The organism is Variovorax sp. 10N432, assembly GCF_056394465.1.
On the sequence record NZ_JBFTHX010000043.1, the window covers coordinates 19,169 to 32,641 of the forward strand.

General features: G+C 65.7%; 12 protein-coding genes. 11 read left to right on the forward strand and 1 reads right to left on the reverse strand.

Features of this window, described 5'->3' with window-relative positions; all coding sequences use genetic code 11:
* Window positions 1–2: 2 nt before the first annotated feature.
* Entirely contained in the window at window positions 3–1,283 is a 1,281-nt protein-coding gene (gene gabT / locus AC1DF3_RS31155; RefSeq protein WP_478141944.1) for a 4-aminobutyrate--2-oxoglutarate transaminase, read from the reverse strand.
* Between the two features lie 173 nt (window positions 1,284–1,456).
* On the opposite strand from gabT, the gene AC1DF3_RS31160 reads away from it, so the two are divergent.
* The 11 genes from AC1DF3_RS31160 to AC1DF3_RS31210 all read left to right on the forward strand — a co-directional run bounded on the left by AC1DF3_RS31160 (window position 1,457) and on the right by AC1DF3_RS31210 (window position 13,460).
* Window positions 1,457–2,191: a helix-turn-helix domain-containing protein gene (locus tag AC1DF3_RS31160; protein WP_478141945.1), complete on the forward strand. Its 735-nt coding sequence runs from the start codon at window positions 1,457–1,459 to the stop codon at window positions 2,189–2,191.
* Window positions 2,192–2,396: 205 nt separating this feature from the next.
* The gene (locus tag AC1DF3_RS31165; RefSeq protein ID WP_478141946.1) at window positions 2,397–2,957 is read left to right on the forward strand and encodes a RidA family protein; all 561 of its coding nucleotides are present in this window, start codon (window positions 2,397–2,399) and stop codon (window positions 2,955–2,957) included.
* Window positions 2,954–4,399 (forward strand): amidase, encoded by a 1,446-nt coding sequence (locus AC1DF3_RS31170; RefSeq protein WP_478141947.1) that lies wholly within the window; start codon window positions 2,954–2,956, stop codon window positions 4,397–4,399. Before AC1DF3_RS31165 ends, AC1DF3_RS31170 begins: the two co-directional genes overlap by 4 nt.
* A gap of 54 nt (window positions 4,400–4,453) precedes the next feature.
* On the forward strand, window positions 4,454–6,085 hold the full coding sequence (locus tag AC1DF3_RS31175) for an ABC transporter substrate-binding protein (RefSeq protein WP_478141948.1): 1,632 nt from the start codon (window positions 4,454–4,456) through the stop codon (window positions 6,083–6,085).
* Window positions 6,086–6,125: 40 nt separating this feature from the next.
* Entirely contained in the window at window positions 6,126–7,067 is a 942-nt protein-coding gene (locus AC1DF3_RS31180; RefSeq protein WP_478141949.1) for an ABC transporter permease, read from the forward strand.
* 25 nt (window positions 7,068–7,092) lie between these two features.
* Window positions 7,093–7,983: an ABC transporter permease gene (locus AC1DF3_RS31185; RefSeq protein ID WP_478141950.1), complete on the forward strand. Its 891-nt coding sequence runs from the start codon at window positions 7,093–7,095 to the stop codon at window positions 7,981–7,983.
* A gap of 4 nt (window positions 7,984–7,987) precedes the next feature.
* Window positions 7,988–9,694, forward strand: a complete 1,707-nt coding sequence (locus AC1DF3_RS31190; protein WP_478141951.1) for an ABC transporter ATP-binding protein — start codon at window positions 7,988–7,990, stop codon at window positions 9,692–9,694.
* On the forward strand, window positions 9,691–10,461 hold the full coding sequence (locus AC1DF3_RS31195; RefSeq protein WP_478141952.1) for a class II aldolase/adducin family protein: 771 nt from the start codon (window positions 9,691–9,693) through the stop codon (window positions 10,459–10,461). Before AC1DF3_RS31190 ends, AC1DF3_RS31195 begins: the two co-directional genes overlap by 4 nt.
* Window positions 10,462–10,632: 171 nt before the next feature.
* On the forward strand, window positions 10,633–11,406 hold the full coding sequence (locus tag AC1DF3_RS31200; protein ID WP_478141953.1) for a helix-turn-helix transcriptional regulator: 774 nt from the start codon (window positions 10,633–10,635) through the stop codon (window positions 11,404–11,406).
* A 103-nt stretch (window positions 11,407–11,509) separates the two neighbouring features.
* On the forward strand, window positions 11,510–12,523 hold the full coding sequence (locus AC1DF3_RS31205; protein WP_478141954.1) for a Bug family tripartite tricarboxylate transporter substrate binding protein: 1,014 nt from the start codon (window positions 11,510–11,512) through the stop codon (window positions 12,521–12,523).
* Window positions 12,516–13,460: a PhzF family phenazine biosynthesis protein gene (locus tag AC1DF3_RS31210; protein ID WP_478141955.1), complete on the forward strand. Its 945-nt coding sequence runs from the start codon at window positions 12,516–12,518 to the stop codon at window positions 13,458–13,460. The genes AC1DF3_RS31205 and AC1DF3_RS31210 overlap by 8 nt, the downstream gene beginning before the upstream one ends.
* Window positions 13,461–13,473: the final 13 nt, after the last annotated feature.

The window sequence follows — 13,473 nt, forward strand, 5'->3', positions numbered from 1 at the left end:
CGTCAAGCCTCCAGCAGAGAGTCGGTGAGCAACGAAAGCCCTTCCTCGAATACCTCGTTCTCGATGGTCAAGGGAAACAGGAATCGAATCACGTTGCCATGGACGCCGCAGGTGAGCAACAGCAGTCCCTTGGCGAGGGCGAGGTCTTGAACACGCTTGACCAACTGAGGCAACGGCGCTCCGGCCTGGTCTCTGAATTCGATCCCGACCATGGCGCCCAGGCTGCGCACCTCCGAGATCGCAGGCACGCGGCCCCTGAGCGTGTCGAGCCTTTCGACGAGGCGCTTGCCGAGCACGTCGGCCCGATGGGGCAAGTCCTCTTGCGCCATGATGTCCAGGACGGCAAGCGCCGCTGCGACGGCCAGCGGATTGCCGGCGTAGGTTCCACCGAGGCCGCCGGGCGCTGCGGCGTCCATCAGCTCGGCGCGGCCTGTCAACGCGGACAGGGGAAATCCCCCCGCGAGGCTCTTGGCCATGGTCATCAGGTCGAAGTCGACGCCGTGATGCTCCAAGGCAAACATCTTGCCGGTGCGGCCGAAGCCCGTCTGCACCTCGTCGACGATCAGCAGGATGCCGTGGGCGTCGCAGAGCTCCCGGAGCTTGCGCAACAGCGCCGTCGGTGCCATGTAGAAGCCGCCTTCACCCTGCACGGGCTCCAGGATGATCGCCGCCACCCGCTGGGGATCGACGTCGGCGCTGAAGAGCCGCTGGATCGCCAGCAGGCTTTCCTCGACGCTCACGCCGAGCGCGTCGGAGGGATATGGGACATGCCACACGTCGGGGGGCATGGCTCCGAAGCCCGCCTTGTACGGATTGACCTTTCCGGTCAGTGCCATGCCCATCAGCGTGCGTCCATGAAAAGCCCCCGAGAAGGCGATGACGGCACTGCGCCCCGTCGCCGCCTTTGCGACCTTGATGGCGTTCTCCACGGCTTCCGCCCCGGTCGTGAACAACGCCGTCTTCTTCGTGAACGAACCAGGCGTCTTGACATTGAGTTTTTCACACAGCTCGACGTAGCTCTCGTAGGGCGTCACCTGAAAGCAGGTGTGGTGGAAGTCATCCAGCTGCCGCTGCACCGCGGCCAGCACGCGCGGGTGCCGATGACCCGTCGCCAGGACGGCAATGCCGCTGCCGAAATCAATGAGTCGCCGTCCGTTGACGTCCCAGATCTCTGCATTCTGGGCGCGCGCCGTGAACGATTGCGTTTGCACGCCGACGCCACGCGGACAGGCGGCCCGCCGGCGTTGTTCGAGCGCGATGTTCTTGTCGAGAGGCTTCAGCATGAAATGGTCCGGGGGTTGAGGTTGGGGCGCAAGCGCGCCGACTGCGAAGAAGCCGAATCTTTGCGTGCATATGAAAATTAGTCAATCAATTTTCACGCAAGTGAAAACATGAGGTCATTCTCACGGTCTCGGCGCACATCGAGTCCATGGAACCGACGAGGCACCAAGGTACGATGCCCCTGCTTCGCCGCACCGAGCACGCCGATCCCTCCATTCAACGACACATGAGAAAGCCCATCGCCCCAAGTACGCCGACCTCTTCGAGCCGCGCCGCGAAGGACGGCCGCATCGCGCGGTCCGCGGAGGCCGAGGCAGCCTTGCCCCCGACGCGCGAAGGTGCGGGTGCCGATTCGATGCAATGGCTCGGCCGCGAGATCAAGAGCCTGCGCAAAGCCAGGGGGCTGTCCTTGCAGAAGCTCGGCGACGCCTGTGGCAAGTCGGTCGGTTTTCTGAGCCAGGTGGAGCGTGGATTGAGCACGCCCTCCATCAGCGATCTGCAGCAGATCGCCGGCGCACTGGGCGTGCAGATCGGCTGGTTCTTTCCGGATGGCGTTGACGCCGAGCCCTCCGACGGTGGCGTCGTGGTCAGAAAGGCGCGGCGGCGTCGACTCGCGTTCGCGTCCGGGATTTCGGACTATCTCCTGTCGCCCAATCTCGATGGGCCGCTGGAGCTGCTGTGGTCGACCATGGAGCCTGGCGCGGAGAGTGGCCCTGGCTTCTACGACCATGTCGGACATGAAGGCGGCGTGGTCCTGAGTGGATCGCTCGATCTGTGGGTGGGTGAGCAACAATTCCAGCTTGCGGAAGGCGACAGCTTCAGCTTTCCGAGCAGCACGCCCCACCGCTATCGCAACCCTGGCAGCACGGTGACGGAATTGTTGTGGGTCGTGACGCCCCCGTCGTACTGACGCCCCACAACCGCTTGCGACCGCTGTTGCGGATGCTGCGCCGAACAACGCAGTGACTCGATTGGCAGTGCAGTCGTTCGAAGGGCTCTAAGGCCCGACTGAGTCCGCAGCATGTCAGCGGCCCCTGCTGTCGCAAACGGGTTGTTGGGGTGTCGCGTTTCGGTTGGCCCGAAGCGGGGTGCGCTCATAGCATGAAAGCTACTTCATGCTTAGAGAACCCACGGTGCCGCCCCAACTTGTGCAGTGTCCGAGCCATCACCCCACGCCCGAGCAGCGTTTGTGGGCAGCCGGCCATCGTTTGCCGCCCGCTCCACAGCCACGGGGCCACTACGCGCCCTTCCACCTGCGGCGCCTTCCGGACGGCAGCAGCCAGCTCACCGTCAGTGGCCAGACCTGCCGCGTCGAGGGCGTGGCAGTGGCCGGCACCTGTTCACCAGGGGATTCGCTGGAGCCCGCCCGGGCTGCCGCGGAAGTGGCGATGCTGAATGTATTGGCCGTTGTCGCCGCTGTATGCGCAGGCGCACTGCCGGCGCATCTCGACATCTCTCGCCTGCGCGGCTTCGTGCGGACCACCGCGGACTTCACGGCTCACAGCGCGGTGCTCGACGCCGCTTCGGACGTTCTGCGAACCGCCTGGCCCGATGCACCGCGGCCCGCACGGACCGCTGTCGGGGTAGCGAGTCTGCCCGATGGGGCCTTCATCGAAATCGAACTGGATGCCGTGTTGTCCATGGCGTCCAGGCCTGACCCAACGTTGGAATCATGAACGTTCACGAATACGAAAACCTCGACGGTCTGGCGCTGGCCGACCTGCTGCGGCGCGGCGAGGTCAGTCCCCTGGACCTCATGGACTGTGCGATCGGGTTGGCAGAGGCGCGCAATCCGGCGCTCAACGCCATCGTCTATCCGCGCTACGAGGAATCGCGAAGCATTGCGAGCCGCTGGGCGCTGCGCGGCCCCTTCGGCGGCATCCCGTTCCTGCTGAAGGATTCGGGCCTGGCCCATCGGCGTTTCCCGTCCAGCATTGGGTCTCGTCTGCTGAACGACACGACCTACGACTACAACGCCACGGTCGCGGACCGCTTCGAAGCGGCAGGCCTGATCCCCTTCGCGCGTACCACCGTGCCGGAGCTCTGCATGGCCGGCACGACCGAAGCCCTGCGCAACGGTGGAGCGACGCCCAACCCGTGGGACAGCACACGCTCAGCCGGTGGCTCCAGCGGCGGCGCGGCGTCCGCGGTGGCGGCGCGCATCGTGCCCGTGGCGCATGGCAGCGATGGCGGCGGTTCCATCCGCATACCGGCAGCGTGCTGCGGCGTGTTCGGCCTGAAGGCGTCGCGTGGACGTGTCACGGCGGGGCCCAGGCGCGGGGAGGGGTGGGCGGGCATGGCGTCGGACGGCGTGCTCAGCATGAGCGTGCGGGACACGGCGGCAGCGCTCGACATGATCGGGGGCTATGTGCCGGGAGCCCCCTACGCTGCGCCCCCGCAGGCGGGCGCCTACCTGGACGCGGTGCGCGAGTCGGATGTCCGTCCGCTGCGCGTCGGCATCCTGCGCCAGGGCTGGAACGGGATCGGCATTGCGCCGGAATGCAACGCCGCGGTGGACCACACGGCCGCGCTGCTCGGCGCACTGCGTCATGAAGTGTTCGAGGCCCGCCTGCCGGACATCGACTACGACGGCTTCGTCCAGGCGCACGGCAGCATCCTGGCCAGCAACATCGTGGTCTCGGTCGATGCACGCCTGAGGGCGCTTGGCCGCCCGCTGCGGGACGGCGATCTCGAGTCGGTGTTGCTCGATGGCTATCACGTCGGCCGAGGCCTGTCCGCTGCGGCGTATGTGGAGTCGGTGACCTGCCTGCACGCCGTGGGCCGCGCCTTCGCTGCCGCCATGAGCGACGTGGACGTGCTGCTCACGCCCACGCTGGCGCAGCTGCCGGCCAAGCTCGGTCATCTGGCGCTGCACTCCCCCGACGGGCTCGGCTTTCGTGCCTACCGCGAGCGTGCCGCCAGCTATTCCACCTTCCTGCCGGTGGTCAACGGCGCCGGCCTGCCGGCCGTCAGCCTCCCACTCTCGTCGACCGCACAGGGTCTGCCCGTGGCGACCCAGTTGATCGGGCATTTCGGGCGCGAGGACGTGCTGCTCACGCTCTCCGCCCAACTCGAGCGCCTGGCTCCCTGGTCTGGCAGGAAGCCCAGGTTCGCATGAGCGAGCGTGATCCCGTGCAGCTGTATCCCGACTTTTCAACCTGAAGGAACCGGTATGAACAACCTGATGATCAAGCTTGCCAGCATGGCTGCGCCCGCAAGCCTCGTGCCGGCCGTGCTGGCCCCGACACTGCTGGCCGCCGCTTTCGCCGCAGGTGCGCTGACGCCGTTGGCGAGCGCGCACGCCCAGACGACGGCCCGGATCGTCCTCCAGGCGCCATTGCGTGTGCTCGATCCCGTCTTCACCAATGCCTACATCACGCGCAACCACGCGTACATGGTCTACGAAACCCTGTTTGCCCTGGATGCCGCAGGCAAGCCTCAGCCCGCCATGGTGGAGAGCTGGAAGGAATCGCAAGACAAGCTCAGCTACACGCTGACTCTGCGCAAGGGCCTGAAGTTCCACGATGGCTCGCCCGTGACCGGCGAGGACGTCGTGGCCTCGCTCAAGCGCTGGTCCGACCGGGATGCCGTGGGCCAGCGCCTGATGGCGGTCACCGCGAAGATGGAGAGTCCGGATGCCTCCACCGTGGTGATCCAGCTCAAGCAGCCATTCGGACTGCTGTTCGAGGCCTTGGCCAAGCCGAACCTGCCAGCGCCGTTCATCATGCCCAAGCGCATCGCCTCGACCCCGGTCTCGCAGGCCATCACCGAGGTGGTCGGGTCGGGGCCCTACCGCTTTGTCGCTGCCAACTTTCAGCCCGGCGTGAAGGCCTCCTATGTGAAGTTCGCCGACTACGTTCCGCGCGCCGAGCCGTCCAGTGCCTTTGCGGGCGGCAAGGTCGCCATTGCCGACCGCATCGAGCTGATCAACATCCCCGATTCCCAGACAGCGATCAACGCCCTGCGCAACGGCGAGGTGGACTTCGTCGAGGACGTGCCACCGGATCTCATGCCGCAGCTCGAAGGTGCCAAGGGTGTTGCGCTCAAGGCGTACGGCAAGAGCACCAACATGTTCACGATGCGCATGAACTGGCTCCAGCCGCCGTTCAACAACGTGAAGGTGCGCCGCGCCGCGCTGGCTGCGCTCTACCAGACAGACTACCTCGACGCGCAGATCGGCGATGCCAAGCTGTACCAGCTGTGTGGGGCCGTGCTGTCCTGTGCGTCTCCGTATGCGTCAGAGGAGGGGGCCACTCAGACGAAGAAGCCTGATCTTGCACGCGCCAAGGCGCTGCTGAAGGAAAGTGGCTACGACGGCGCCAAGGTCGTGATCCTGCACCCGACGGACCTGGCTACCTTGGGGAGCCTGGCGTCGGTCACAGCGCAGGCCTTGAAGGAGATCGGCATGAATGTGGAGATCCAGTCGATGGACTGGGCCACGCTGCTGTCGCGCTACTCCAAGAAGGATCCCGTTGCGCAAGGGGGCTGGAGCATCTTCCAGACCGGCTTCGCCAGCCTCGATCTGATGAGCCCCCTGACCAATCCGAACCTGGACGGACGCGGAGAGACCGGCTATGTCGGCTGGGCCAAGAGCGACGAGATGGAGAAACTGCGCGGCCAGTTCGCTGAGGAGAGCGACGTCGCCAAGAAGAAGCAGATCGCCGTCGCGATCCAGAAGCTGAACTATGAGCAGGTCCTCTTCGTTCCGCTGGGGAGCTACTCCAAGTTCAAGGCCTACAACCCGGCCAAGCTGGAAGGCATGACCGACGCGCTGATTCCCCTGTTCTGGTCCGCCAAGAAGTAAGAGCGAAGGCCGCGATCAACCTACCAGGGCGAGAAAACGCATGCTCGAACTTGTACTCAAACGCTTGCTGGCCGCCATCCCAGTGATGCTCATCGTGGCCACGGTCGTCTTCCTGCTGTTGCGGCTGGCGCCGGGCGACCCCGCTCGCGTCATCGCCGGTGACATGGCGAGCGAGGAATCGATCGCCCAGATCCGCGCAGAGATGGGGCTCGACCAGTCCATTGCCACGCAGTACCTGCGATGGATGGGCGCGCTCGCCCAGGGGGATCTCGGCCACTCTATCCAGTCGAAGTTGCCGGTGACCGCGCTGATCAAGACGCGGCTGGGGCCCACGTTCGCGTTGGCCGCCTGGGCCATCGGATTGACCATCGCCCTGGCCATTCCGCTCGGGGTTCTTGCCGCCTGGCGTCACCGCAGCGTTGCTGACCGCGGCATCATGGCGGTCGCGGTGCTCGGGTTCTCCGTGCCGGTGTTCGTGGTCGGCTATGTGCTCATCCTGGTGTTCTCGGTCAAGCTGAACTGGTTGCCGGTGCAGGGCTACGCGCCGCTGGCGGACGGCCTGGTCGCGCATGTCTCGCACATGCTTCTGCCCATGTTGACGCTGTCCATGGTCTTCGTGGCACTGATCACGCGAATCACGCGTGCCAGCCTGCTCGACGTGCTCGGTGAGGACTTCGTGCGCACCGCACGCGCCAAGGGCGTGACGGAGCGCTACGTGCTATTCCGCCACGCATTGCGCAATGCGGCCATCCCGATCGTCACCATCGTGGGTGTGGCGCTCACCGCGCTGATCAGCGGTGTGGTGGTGACCGAAACCATCTTCAACATTGCCGGCGTCGGCCGCCTGATCGTCGATGCCGTGCTCGCGCGCGACTATCCCGTCGTGCAAGGCACGATCCTGTTCTTCTCGTTCATCTATGTCCTGGTCAACCTGTTGATCGACATGACCTACGTCATCCTCGATCCGCGGATCCGTTACTGAGCCGCGAACGCCCCGGAGCCACTCCATGTCATCGTCCACCGCCTCCTCCCTCTCGCTGGCCGCGCCACCCTCGCGGCTCCGCCAAGGCGCCAGCGCCATGGTCAAGGATCCCGTCATGCTGAGCTCCCTGGTGCTGCTGCTGGTGCTGGTCGCCATCTCGGTCGGCGCACCGCTGGTGGCCCAGCACGACCCGGCTGCGCTCACGCCGCGCGCGCGGCTCCAGCCATCGTCTTCGGTCTATTGGCTGGGTACGGACTCGCTGGGCCGCGACCTGCTGTCTCGGGTGCTCTACGGCGGGCGTTTGTCGATCACGCTGGCGGCACTCGTCAGCGTGATCTCGGTGCTCGTGGGTTTAGTCATCGGCCTGGCCGCGGGCTACTTCCGCAAGCTGGACGCCCCGGTCATGCGCGTGATGGATGGGGTCATGGCCGTTCCTGGTCTGCTGCTGGCCGTGGCCATGGTCTCGCTCGGCGGTGCCAACATCGTCACGATGGTGATGGCCATCGCGATTCCGGAGATTCCCCGCATCGCTCGCCTGGTGCGCGGGGTGGTGCTGTCCGTGCGCGAGGCGCCCTATGTGGAAGCCTCCCTCGGTTCCGGCACGCCGACACTGAAAGTGCTTTGGCGCCACATCATGCCGAGCACCATCAACCCGCTGGTGGTGCAAGCCACCTTTGTCTGCGCGGCGGCCATCCTGACTGAGGCCGTGCTCGGCTTCCTGGGCCTGGGCTTCCCGCCCGAGATTCCGAGCCTGGGAACCATCATCGCGGAGGGGCGGCCGTTCTTCCAACGTGCCCCCTGGATCGTGCTGTACCCAGGCGTCTTCCTCGCGCTGCTGATTCTCGCCGTCAACATGTTCGGAGACGCATTGCGCGACCGGCTCGATCCCCGCTTCGCAAGCAAGAACAAGGGCTGAAGCCATGAACACGACCACCCGCCCTCCATCCACCACTGCGGCCTTGGCCGGCCCGATCCTCGACATCCGCCATCTGAAGGTACGCCTGCCCGACGGCGGCGACCGCCGCTATGCCGTCGATGATGTCTCACTCACGGTTGCGGCCCGCGAGATCGTCTGCATCGTGGGCGAATCCGGATCCGGCAAGTCGGTGACGTCGAGCGCCATCATGGGGCTGCTGCCCAAGGGAGTCCTGACGCTCGAAAGCGGCCGGATCCTGTTGGCCGGGCGCGACATCACCCATGCGGGCCTCGACACGCTGCAGAAGCTGCGCGGCGACCGCATGGCGATGATCTTCCAGGAGCCGATGACCGCGCTCAACCCGCTGATGCGCGTGGGCGACCAGATCGCCGAGGTCTTTGAGTTCCATGCCAAGACGCTGGACCGAGAAGCCGTGCGTCAGCGCGTTCTGGCTTTGCTGGGCGACGTGCGGCTGCCCAACCCGGAGACGATCCAGCATGCGTACCCGCACCAGCTGTCCGGCGGCCAGCGCCAGCGCGTGATGATCGCCATGGCCCTGGCCATGGAGCCCGGTCTAATCATCGCCGACGAGCCCACCACGGCGCTGGACGTGACCTCGCAGGCCCAGGTGCTGCGCCTGCTCAACGAGTTGCGTGGGCGTCATGACAACGGCGTGCTGTTCATCACGCACGACTTCGACGTCGTTGCCGAGATCGCGGACCGCGTGGTGGTCATGCGGTCGGGGCGCATCGTCGAGCAGGGCACGGCCTCCGACGTGCTGAACGATCCCCAACACCCCTACACACGGCAGTTGCTCGACGCGCGTCCGCGCGGCGACTTCCGTGCCGTTGCGCTAGAGACTGCTGCGGCCCCGGCGCTCGAGGTGCGCGATCTCAGCATGCGCTTCGAAACCAAATCAATCTTCAAATCCAAACGCCGCCGTGTCGATGCGCTCGCCGGGGTCTCATTGCAACTGGAGCGCGGCGAGACACTGGGCATCGTCGGCGAATCGGGTTCGGGCAAGACCACGCTGGGCCGCTGCCTCGCGCGCTTCGCCGTGCCCACGTCGGGCGAAATCCTTATCGAGGGCGCTCCGGTCACCGGATTGACCGGAGCCGATGCGCGCAGCTACTGCAAGCGGGTGCAGATGGTGTTCCAGGACCCGTTCCGCTCGTTCAACCCGCGCCGCAGGATCGGCCTCACGCTGGCAGAGGGGCCGTTGAACTTCGGCGCGAACGCGACCGAGGTGCATGCGCGGACGCTGAAGATGCTGGAGCTAGTCAGCATGGACCCGGGTTCGCTCGACCGCTTCCCGCATGAGTTCTCAGGTGGCCAGCGCCAGCGCCTGTCCATCGCGCGTGCGCTGATGATGGAGCCCGAGATCCTGATTGCCGATGAGGCGGTCTCCGCGCTCGACGTCTCGGTGCAGGCGCAGATCCTGGACCTGCTGGAGTCGATACGTGAACGGCTGGGCGTGAGCATGGTCTTCATCACGCACGACCTGCGCGTGGCAGCGCGCCTGTGCCACCGCATCGCTGTGATGCAGCGCGGCCAGTTGGTCGAGATCGGCGCGGCGCAAGACGTGTTCCTGCGCCCCGCCAGTGACTACGCGCGCGAGTTGGTCGCCGCCATCCCCGGCCAAGCCGGTGCGCAAGGGGCCGCAGGGAAGTCGGTGATACAGGCCGAGGCCCAGAGCCAGTTCAGACCATGACCAAACGCTACAGCTATCCGCAGGTGCGGGACTCCGTCAGCGAAGCGGAATGGACGCAACGGGTGCATCTGGCAGGGTGCTATCGCCTGCTCGCACACTACCGCATGACCGACCTGATCTACACCCATGTCTCGGCGCGGGTGCCGAACACTTCGGGCGAGTTCCTCATCAATCCCTACGGCTTGATGTTCGAGGAAATCAGCGCCTCCAACTTGGTGAAGGTCGACCATGACGGGCGTGCCCTGCTGGACCCCACCGGCCTGGGTTGCAACCCGGCGGGGTTCGTGATCCACAGCTGCATTCACCGCGCCAGAACCGACCTCCACTGCGTGATCCACACGCACACGGCGGCAGGGATCGGTGTGGCGGCCCAGGACCGCGGCTTGCGCATGATCTCCCAGCACGCGATGCGCTTTCATGGCGCACTCTCGTACCACGAGTACGAGGGCGTTGCGCTGGACGCTGACGAGCAGCCTCGCTTGGTGCGCGACCTTGGCCTGTCGAACAAGGCCATGATCCTGCGCAACCACGGCCTGCTGACCGCGGGCGAGACGGTGCGCGAGGCCTTTGATCTGATGTTCTATCTGGAGAGAGCCTGCCAGGCCCAGATCGCGGCGCTGGCCGGCGGCGCTGAGGTACGGGAATGCAGCGATGCGGTGGCGGCCAAGGTCGCCAGACAGTTCTCGGAGCCGGACGGCAGCGAGTTGCATGACTGGCCCGCACTGATGCGCATGCTTGACAGGCTCGGAGAGTCCTACAGCGACTAGTGCTTCGCGCTGAGGCGGCGGCGTCAGGCCAGCTTGATCGGCTGCGGGCCAGAGGGTGTAAGCTCCGGCGCGGGCTTCGGGGGCGCTTGTCCTGTGTCGGGGGCCTCCAAGGAGAGCGACAAGGACCGGGGTGGCCCGAAAATTGCTCGCTCGGCGTCAACCAGGAGCGTCATGGCCATTCCCATCCCCCTCTCGTCGAAGTTGGCCGCCACTGCTGAACAGGGCTACTTTCTGCGGCAAAGCAGCCAGCCGAACTACCATTTCGATTGGCACATGCACGACTGCGCAATGCTGCTCTGGCCGCAGGTCGGAGCGCTCGACAGTCGCTGGATGGCTGAGCCTGAATCCGATCCACAGGCACTTCAACTGGTTCGCAACACGGCCCTGTTGTTGCCCGTTTCCGCTGCGCACAGCACGCGGTCGCCGACGCTTCGCCAACGCCACGGCGAGTTGTACCTCCGGCCCGAACTGCTCGGCAGGCGCAGTCGCTTCGGCGTGTTCCGGCTGGATGCGGCAGCGGTCGCCATACTGGACGCACTCGCCGCACCGACACTGGCGCCGGCCGGGGCAGAGCCTCTGGTTCAGGCGCTCGTGGCCCAGTTGGCGGCACGCCAGCCTTGGCAGTGGTTGAATCCGTCGCCCGCCGATCAAGCTGAGTCGGTGGCTCAGCGCATGCTGAGATGCTATGCCCGCGCGCTTGAATTGGAGAACCCCATGCCCACGGTGGACGCGGTGGCGGCTGACCTTGGTGTTTCCGTGCGCCGTCTGCAACGCGCATGCGCCGCTGAACTCGGCCGCAGTCCAGTGGCGGTACGCCGGCTTCTGTTGGCCGCCAAGGCCCGCGAACTGATCGCTCAAGGAATGGCACCCTCCACCATCAGCCCACACCTGGGCTTCACTCACAGCGGGCATCTGAATCGCCTGCTGCGCGGCATCCCTGCCTGACGCCGTGGTCATCTTGGCAGGCCGTCTGTCGTGAATGGGTTGCTGCCCTGTCGCTTTTGGGTTCGCACGAACGAGCGGCGATCCTTAGCATGCAGCGATCGTCATGTCACGTGGAACTTCCGTGTCAACTTCATCGCCACCTTTCGCACGCAAGTATGCGCGGGCCGTTGCTGCCGCAGCCCTGGCAGCCGCCAGTTTTGCTCCATTCGCGGCCATTGCGCAGAGCTGGCCCAGTCGGGCCGTCACCATCGTGGTTCCATTTCCCGCCGGAGGCGGAACGGATGTCGCCATTCGCAGCATCCAGCCTCATCTGCAAAAGGAACTGGGTCAACCCGTCGTCATCGACAACCGGGCCGGGGCTGGTGGAACCATCGGATCGGCCTACGTTGCCAAGGCCGCACCCGATGGGTACACGGCCGTGCTGGCCACCACCAGTACCCACGCAGTCAGTGTGAGCGTCTACCCGAATCTGCCTTACAACCCCGAGCGTGATTTCGTCTACGCTGGATTTGTCGCCACGTCTCCGTATGTCTTGGCGGTCCAGCCTTCCCTGCGGGTGACGGATGTCAAGGGACTGATCGCCGCCCTGAAGCAGGAACCTCAGCGCTACAGCTTCGCTTCGGTGGGCGCGGGCACCGTGTCTCATCTCCTGGGCGAGAAGTTCAAGGCCTATGCAGGCGTGCCGCTAGTGCATGTTCCCTACCGAGGCGCGGCTCCCGCCTACACCGACATGATGGGCGGCCAGGTGCAGTTGGTGTTCGACAACCCGGCGGGCCTGGTCCCCTCCATTCGCAGCGGCAAGCTGGTCGCCGTGGCGACGACCGCGCCCAATGCCCTGCTGCCCGGCGTGCCGACCTTCGCGCAGCAGGGCATCTCGAACTTCACCCAGTCGCTCTGGTACGGCGTGGCCTTCCCCAAGGGCACTCCCACGTCGGTGGTGCAGCGCTTCAATCAGGCACTGAACAAGGTTCTGGCGGATCGCGCCGTGTCGGCCGATTTCGCCGCCAAGGGCATCAATGTCCGACCCGGGACCCCCGCCGACCTGCAGGCCGCGGTGGCGGCCGACATTCCCTACTGGGGCAGCATCGCCAAGGCCGTAGGAGCAAAGATTGATTGAGCGCAGCCTCTCCTTTCCACCCGAAGTGCCGCCATCAGCGGGACAGTTGCGGCAGGTCGACGTGTTCATCGGCGGCGATGGCGGCGGCAACCCGGTGCCACTGGTCGTCGATGCTTCGACGCTGTCCTCGCAAGACATGTTGCGGATTGCTCACGCCACTGGACACGAGTCGGCCTTCGTCCTCAAGCCCTCGCATGCGGATGCCGACTGGCGCTTTCGCTTCTTCGTGCCGCAGCACGAGATGGAAATGTGCGGCCACGCGACCGTCGGCACCCTGTGGGCCATGCGTCAATGGGGCTTGTGGACATCGCGAGTGGCGCGGATTGAGACCCTGAGCGGGTTGGTCGAAGCCGAATGGGACGATGTGGAGCAACGGGTGTGGGTGTCCCAGCCATCCGTGCAGGCAGCCGTGTTGCAGGCGGAGAGTGCACGCCGGGTTGGCGTTGTCTTGGGGCTGCACGGCGACAGCATTCCAGCGATGACCAATGCCAGCACCAGCAGGGTCAAGACCCTGGTGCCCATGCCCGACGTGGCTTCGTTGCAAGCGCTTCGGCCCGATTTTGCAGCCATGGAAGCGCTGTGCGTTTCCATCGACTCCACGGGACTGTATCCCTATGCGTTGGACAAGGCGACTGCGGCGGGCCAGCCTGTCGTCGTCGCGCGTCAATTTCCCAGGGCTTCCGGATATCCGGAGGATGCCGCAACGGGCATCGCCGCGGCAGCCCTCTGGGGCTACTTGGCTGCGGAGGGACGCATCCCGATCGGCACGGCTGCCGCGCCGATCACCTGCACCGTGCGCCAGGGTGAATCGATGGGACGACCATCTGCCATCGCCGTGCGCGCGCGCTTCAACGGCGCCGGGGCGGTCGCCGGCTGTTGGCTGAGCGGAGAAGTCGGCTGGAGTCGCCTGAGACAGGAGCGCGCCGCAAACCGATAGCCGAACCTGTCCC

What these genes read in the sequence shown, in the direction of transcription:
- AC1DF3_RS31175 (WP_478141948.1), top strand. Translation starts at nt 4,454, where the DNA reads ATGAACAACCTGATGATCAAGCTTGCCAGCATGGCTGCGCCCGCAAGC.
- AC1DF3_RS31190 (WP_478141951.1), top strand. Translation starts at nt 7,988, where the DNA reads ATGAACACGACCACCCGCCCTCCATCCACCACTGCGGCCTTGGCCGGC.
- AC1DF3_RS31195 (WP_478141952.1), top strand. Translation starts at nt 9,691, where the DNA reads ATGACCAAACGCTACAGCTATCCGCAGGTGCGGGACTCCGTCAGCGAA.
- AC1DF3_RS31170 (WP_478141947.1), top strand. Translation starts at nt 2,954, where the DNA reads ATGAACGTTCACGAATACGAAAACCTCGACGGTCTGGCGCTGGCCGAC.
- AC1DF3_RS31165 (WP_478141946.1), top strand. Translation starts at nt 2,397, where the DNA reads ATGCTTAGAGAACCCACGGTGCCGCCCCAACTTGTGCAGTGTCCGAGC.
- AC1DF3_RS31200 (WP_478141953.1), top strand. Translation starts at nt 10,633, where the DNA reads ATGGCCATTCCCATCCCCCTCTCGTCGAAGTTGGCCGCCACTGCTGAA.
- AC1DF3_RS31185 (WP_478141950.1), top strand. Translation starts at nt 7,093, where the DNA reads ATGTCATCGTCCACCGCCTCCTCCCTCTCGCTGGCCGCGCCACCCTCG.
- gabT (WP_478141944.1), bottom strand. Translation starts at nt 1,283, where the DNA reads ATGCTGAAGCCTCTCGACAAGAACATCGCGCTCGAACAACGCCGGCGG.
- AC1DF3_RS31205 (WP_478141954.1), top strand. Translation starts at nt 11,510, where the DNA reads ATGTCACGTGGAACTTCCGTGTCAACTTCATCGCCACCTTTCGCACGC.
- AC1DF3_RS31180 (WP_478141949.1), top strand. Translation starts at nt 6,126, where the DNA reads ATGCTCGAACTTGTACTCAAACGCTTGCTGGCCGCCATCCCAGTGATG.
- AC1DF3_RS31160 (WP_478141945.1), top strand. Translation starts at nt 1,457, where the DNA reads ATGCCCCTGCTTCGCCGCACCGAGCACGCCGATCCCTCCATTCAACGA.